The sequence below is a fragment of the Nitratidesulfovibrio oxamicus genome, assembly GCF_015731765.1.
GTDB lineage: Bacteria > Desulfobacterota > Desulfovibrionia > Desulfovibrionales > Desulfovibrionaceae > Cupidesulfovibrio > Cupidesulfovibrio oxamicus.
In genome coordinates this window covers 1-5224 of record NZ_VRYY01000162.1, presented here as the reverse complement: position 1 = coordinate 5224, position 5224 = coordinate 1, and the positions used below count along the sequence as shown (strand labels likewise).

5 protein-coding genes and 1 tRNA gene are annotated in these 5224 nt (G+C 64.1%); 2 read left to right on the top strand and 4 right to left on the bottom strand.

Translation table 11 applies throughout. The features are described 5' to 3' along the window. Nucleotides 1–249: 249 nt before the first annotated feature. From FVW20_RS06970 to FVW20_RS06955, 4 genes are all read right to left on the bottom strand, one after another. Nucleotides 250–573, bottom strand: a complete 324-nt coding sequence (locus FVW20_RS06970) for a hypothetical protein (RefSeq protein ID WP_196608862.1) — start codon at nt 571–573, stop codon at nt 250–252. A 788-nt stretch (nt 574–1361) separates the two neighbouring features. Further along, nucleotides 1362–2141, bottom strand: a complete 780-nt coding sequence (locus FVW20_RS06965) for a hypothetical protein (RefSeq protein WP_196608861.1) — start codon at nt 2139–2141, stop codon at nt 1362–1364. Between the two features lie 336 nt (nt 2142–2477). Next, nucleotides 2478–2564, bottom strand: a tRNA-Leu gene (locus FVW20_RS06960). A 410-nt stretch (nt 2565–2974) separates the two neighbouring features. Further along, the gene (locus tag FVW20_RS06955) at nt 2975–3469 is read right to left on the bottom strand and encodes a hypothetical protein (protein WP_196608860.1); all 495 of its coding nucleotides are present in this window, start codon (nt 3467–3469) and stop codon (nt 2975–2977) included. Between the two features lie 406 nt (nt 3470–3875). Between FVW20_RS06955 and FVW20_RS06950 the strand changes: the two genes are divergently transcribed. Both FVW20_RS06950 and FVW20_RS06945 read left to right on the top strand, forming a co-directional pair. Next, nucleotides 3876–4079, top strand: coding sequence for a 2-hydroxymuconate tautomerase family protein (locus tag FVW20_RS06950; protein ID WP_196608859.1), 204 nt, complete (start codon nt 3876–3878; stop codon nt 4077–4079). Nucleotides 4080–4331: 252 nt separating this feature from the next. Then, a partial coding sequence (locus FVW20_RS06945; RefSeq protein ID WP_196608858.1) for an alkaline phosphatase family protein occupies nt 4332–5224 on the top strand: 893 nt, incomplete at its 3' end.

The following is a 5224-nucleotide window of genomic DNA, read 5'->3' as shown; positions in this document are numbered from 1 at the left end:
ACGCAGCCCGCCGGGGCACGGTAGGCCGAAGGTCCGACCGGCTCGGCTCGCGGAAGGGGGGCAGCTGCAGCCGGGGGCGGAAGAGGGGGCCGCACGACAGGTGGGCGGTGCGCGGCCTGCCATGGAGGGGCCGTTTGCCGATCCGGCAAGGTGTGCGGCAAGGGGTGCGGCAAGCGTGCGGTATGGACGCACATGCGCATGGTGTCCGGATGCTGATCGGTTGCCTTCCGGAAGGTGCCGAATTTCGGCTTACGGACACAAGGACTTGTCGCCCGGCTTGCGCGCGGATAGCCAGTCGATGACGACGATGCGCTCCTCGGGAGTGACGTTGGCGCCGCCCGCGATCATCCGGTCCACGGTCTTTTCCCAACCCGCCCGGTCCAGCTTGCCGATGTCCGCGCAGATGCGGTCCGCGCCGTGGCAGATGCGGCAGGCCCGCATGGCCACCGCCTCGCCGGGGGGAGTCTTGTCACCGCACCCGCTCAGCAGGGTGCCCAACGTCATGACCAGCCCGGCGGTGAGAACCAGCGGGCCGAGCAGGGCTCCCAGCCATCTGGACGAACCGTTGGCCACCGCGGCGTTGTCCGTGGTGCGGGGTGCGTGCGGGGCTGGTGGCTCTCCGAAGGCACGACGCGCGTCATTGATCGCGTCACGGGCAGCGGCATGGGCCGTGTCATGGGGAACATGAAGGGGATCTGCGTGGGATGCGCGGTGGGCATGCGGCATGGCGGGCTCCTGAAGCGGGATTTCCTTCACCATACCGGAAAGCGCGCGGCAGGCAACGGGGCGGAGGATCCTGCACACCACACGCCCTGCGCCACGCGTGCCGCGTGATTTCTCTGGGCCGTCTTGCCGACTTCCTCTTTTCATCACCTGCGATCCGTGCAGTAATTCGTTGTGTTCCTCGGACCGGGACTGCCCGCAAAGCGCAGTATCGTGACCTCAGGCCTTCTGTCGGTTTCGCCGCCGACGCCTCCACCAGCAACACCCCGCATCGCACCGGACCGCGCCTGCGGGCTTGTTCTGCGGTGACTCTCCTCTGATCAACGACGGCAGGATTGCCATAAAAGGGCGTATCCACCGGGCCAGTGAAAATGTGTGCCTGCCTGACGGGCGGGCAGTTTGACCGGTCCGACCGCTTCGGTACGCCTGTGGCGTCGGCCCGCACTGCGCGCCCAGAGAGTATGGCCATCGCCGTGGCGCACCGCCTATCCACCTTGGCCGACTTCGACTGTGTCTTCGTGTTGGATCAGGGCCGCGGGGCGGAACGCGGCCCCCCCACGAACTGCTGTCGCGCGGCGGCCTGTACGCCGAGATGTGGAATGTCGGGGGTGACGGCGGAGGAATGATTCGCGGAGTGGTCAGCTATTTTCCTTGAGGTCGAATGCGCGGATCAATAGTGGAACAGTGTCAATCGCACTCGTGATGCGTTGGTAAAAGTGCTCTATGGTTGGATGGCTTTTAAAGCATGCCAAGCAAATTGAGAACGCTGATATACCAATTTCTGCGCAAGCAACGAGTGCTTGTGATAGCTCAAATGTTCCGATTGCTTTGATGTATGTAAAGTTTGGCGTGTAATGTTCTTTGTGCTCGTCTATTTTTGTGCTCGCTAATATTGAGCGAGTATTTGGGTGCGCACCAAAATCAATAGTGGAATTGTAGATATTTTCAATATGCTTTGAAAATTCTTGATCGTGTGCTTCCGCTAGATATTTGAACATCTTTTTTGCTGTGAACTTTTTTCGGCATTCGTTTCGCGATTTTTCGCTTTTATCTCGCTCTATCCAGATATTTTGCAATGTTGGATTAACAACCATGGCATTGGCGTACAATGCGCTTTCTATGGAACCGCGAAGGGTCATGAAAGTTGGAAGAATTTGGCCGCTCAACGCAAGCCGTATCGCAGCCCGCCATGAAGCGTGAGCATTCAAGAATAGTACACCAGAGACAGGTGGATTGGCTCCCCCCGGTTCTTTGGTGATGTCCATGTACAGGGCGTCTATTCCCCCAAGGATTTTTAGTGGCTCCTTGAACTCTTTTAGTGCCTTGTCCTCATGATTGTTGGCCGTGCGAAGGAAATGGCTAAGCGTCAGCTCCTCTGGTAGTGCCTGTGTGGCATCGGGGTAGATGCTTATTGGCATAGATATTTATGCTTCTTTGCTTGTGTGTTGTGATTCGTGGGTGGGGGGGCAGAGATGTGCACCTCTGAGGGATGTTAATTGAGTCGCATGATGCGGGTAATGCGTTGGTGAGAACTGAGCAAAGCGAATTAGCGAGCGATGTAAAAATCATCCCAGATTTCAGGAGCATCTCTTCGGGGGCCGAAAAATAACCATTCGTACTCGGTGAGTGGGTATCCGTGGCAGTTAATTTCGTGTTGCTGGATGGATGTTCCAAAAATGAAAGTTGCGAATGCCATCAGAACGAGTGCTGACGGAAAGTCCGCTGTGTGTCGACTGTGGCGGCGGGGGAAGAGGTGGTACCCGGAGCGGGGATTGAACCCGCACAGCCGTGAGGCCGAGGGATTTTAAGTCCCTTGCGTCTGCCAGTTCCGCCATCCGGGCACGGTGGGAATGGGCCGAAACCCTAGTATGGGGGCGGGTTGCCGTCAATGTCGGGGTTGCCGAGGGGCGGTGGTCCGTGTGGTGGCGCAGGCGTTGGGGAGTGCGGCGCGTCGGATTGCCCCGTCTGGGGGCAGGGGCGCCGGGTGACGACAAGTGGGGCAGGGGCTGGAGCATCATCGATACTGTCAGGCCAGAGTGCCGACAGGTTGCGACCTGTTTGCCCGATTCTCCCTGACTTGCCTGGCGTGCCCTGACAGGCCTGACAGGCCGGACAGGCCGGAGATGCCAGGCAGGCCCCGGCAAACCCCGACAGGAACTGGTGGGACCGGATGGGACCGGACACAGGCTCGACTGTCCGGAGAGTTGCAGGCACGCCCAGGCAGGCCCGAGCGAAACCCGCGCCCCTTCGCCTATTCCTCCGCTTTCGCGGCAGCCTTGCCGCCACCTCCGCCCTTTCCGCGTTTGGCACGGGCCGATCCCGGCTTGGGCTTTACCGTGGGCACCACGGTCAGGGCCGGGTCCTTGTGGGCATGGGCAGCCATGCCCGCGCGGGCGTCGGGCAGGCGCAGGGCGGCTTCCTGCCAGGCCTCGTCGGCCAGCAGGTACAGGTGCAGCAGGTCCAGTCCCTTGTCCACGAACAGCATGCGGCCTTCCACGTCGTGGCGCAGCAGGGGGGCCACGGCGGCGCAGGCCGCGTGGAATATCGTTTCCTCGTGGTGGGCGAACACGCACTGCACGCGCAAGGCATCGCCCGTGGGGGTGAAATCGATGTGTTCGCCGCCGGTGGCGTCCAGCGCGCCGTGGATGGCGTCCACCAGTTCCGCCTCGCGGGCCAGCAGGTCGTTGTAGCTCAGTTCCGGCCCGTAGACGAAGTGGCCGAAGAGTTCACAGTCGAATTTGGCCATGGTCGGTCCTTGCTGTTGGATCAGGGAGGTTTGCCGGGGCCGTTCGGCCGGGGGCGATTCAACCGGGCGGTGTGGCCGCGGCAACGTGGCCGACCCGGTATGGTCCCGGCGGTGCCCCCGAATCGGCATGGTCAGATCGGTGTCGTCAGGCCGGCGCGGACTGCCCGGTGTAGCCTGTCCGGTGTCGTCCGTCGCCGCCCGGCTGTCGCCTGCCGTCACGGTTTCCCCCGTCGCAAGTGGCGGGCTGCGGCGGGTGCGTCACCTTTCCGTATCACGGATAGCATGTTTTACCCATGATAGAGCGCGGATGCGCCGGACGTCAAAACAACAGGGGGCGCGGCGGGGCTGGACGCGCCCGCCCCGGCGGCGGATACTGGCGCACCCAACCGCACGCAAGGAGCTTCCCATGCCCTACGTCAACATCCGCATCACTCGCGAAGGCGCCACCAGCGAACAGAAGGCGACGCTCATCCGGGGCGTCACGCAGTTGCTGGTGGACATCCTGGGCAAGAATCCCGCCACCACCGTGGTGACCATCGACGAGGTGGACACCGACAACTGGGGCGTGGGCGGCGAAACCATCACCGCGCGGCGCAAGCGCGGGGCCTAGCGCAAGCACGCAAGGGGCGGCGAGGTCACTGCCTTGCGATGTCACCGCCATGCGCGGCGGGACGGTGTGCCAGGTCCACCGGTTCGCCCCCCACCACCGCGCACACACCACGCTTCCGGTAGTGTGGCGGACAGGCATTGGCGGAACGGCCACCGTCTTTTCCCGCCGCCCGTCACCCCGTCGTCCCACCGCCGCCCACGCCGTGCCTTGCGCGCGCTGGCGCATCGCCCCCCCATCTGCTACAGGCTGGGTATGCACACGGACACGCGCCCCCGCCTGGTGGTGCTGGGGCTGGACGGCCTGCCGTTCTCGCTGGCCCGCCACCTTTGCGCCCAGGGCCGCACCCCCAATCTTGCCCGCATCGCCGCATCCCCCAACGCGTCGGCCCTTGCCGCCGAGCTTCCCGACCTGTCGCCGGTGAACTGGACCTCGTTCTACACGGCGTCCGGTCCGGAAACGCACGGGGTGTACGGCTTCACGCGGTTCAACGTGGCCACCCGACAGCTGTCGCTGGCCGACTTCTCGCAGGTGGCCGCCCCCACCATCTTCGACCGTCTGGGCGAGCGCGGGCTGACCAGCCGGGTCGTCAACCTGCCCAATACCTATCCGGCGCGGCCCATTCCGGGCATGCTGGTGTCCGGGTTCGTGGCGCACGACCTTGCGCGGGCGGTGCATCCGCCGTTCCTGCTGGGGCCGCTGACAGGGGCGGGCTACCGGCTGGAGGCCGACACCGCGCGTGGCGGCTCGGATCCGGCCCACCTGCTGGCGGAACTGCGCGCCACCCTTGCCTCGCGCCGCGCGGCGTTGCGCCTGCTGTGGCCCGACCTTGCGTGGAACCTGTTCGTGCTGGTGCTGACGGAAACCGACCGGCTGTTCCATTTCCTGTGGGACGCGGTAACCGGCGAAGGCCACCCGCAACATCCGGCTTGCATGGATTTTCTGGCGGAATGGGATGCTTTGCTGGGCGAGGTGCTGGATCTCGTCAAGGCGCTTTCCGAGCGCGACGGTCGCCCGGTGCGGCTGCTGGCGCTGGCCGACCACGGGTTCGGCCCGGTGCGGGCAGAGGTGGACCTGAACGCCTGGCTGCGCGGGCAGGGGCTGCTGCGTCAGGTCACGCCCGGCGGCGTGGAGCAGTGCCACGAACT

Bases quoted from the DNA above. Each gene is read 5' to 3' on its own strand.
- FVW20_RS06950 (WP_196608859.1), top strand. From the start codon at position 3,876: ATGCCCTACGTCAACATCCGCATCACTCGCGAAGGCGCCACCAGCGAA.
- FVW20_RS06955 (WP_196608860.1), bottom strand. From the start codon at position 3,469: ATGGCCAAATTCGACTGTGAACTCTTCGGCCACTTCGTCTACGGGCCG.
- FVW20_RS06965 (WP_196608861.1), bottom strand. From the start codon at position 2,141: ATGCCAATAAGCATCTACCCCGATGCCACACAGGCACTACCAGAGGAG.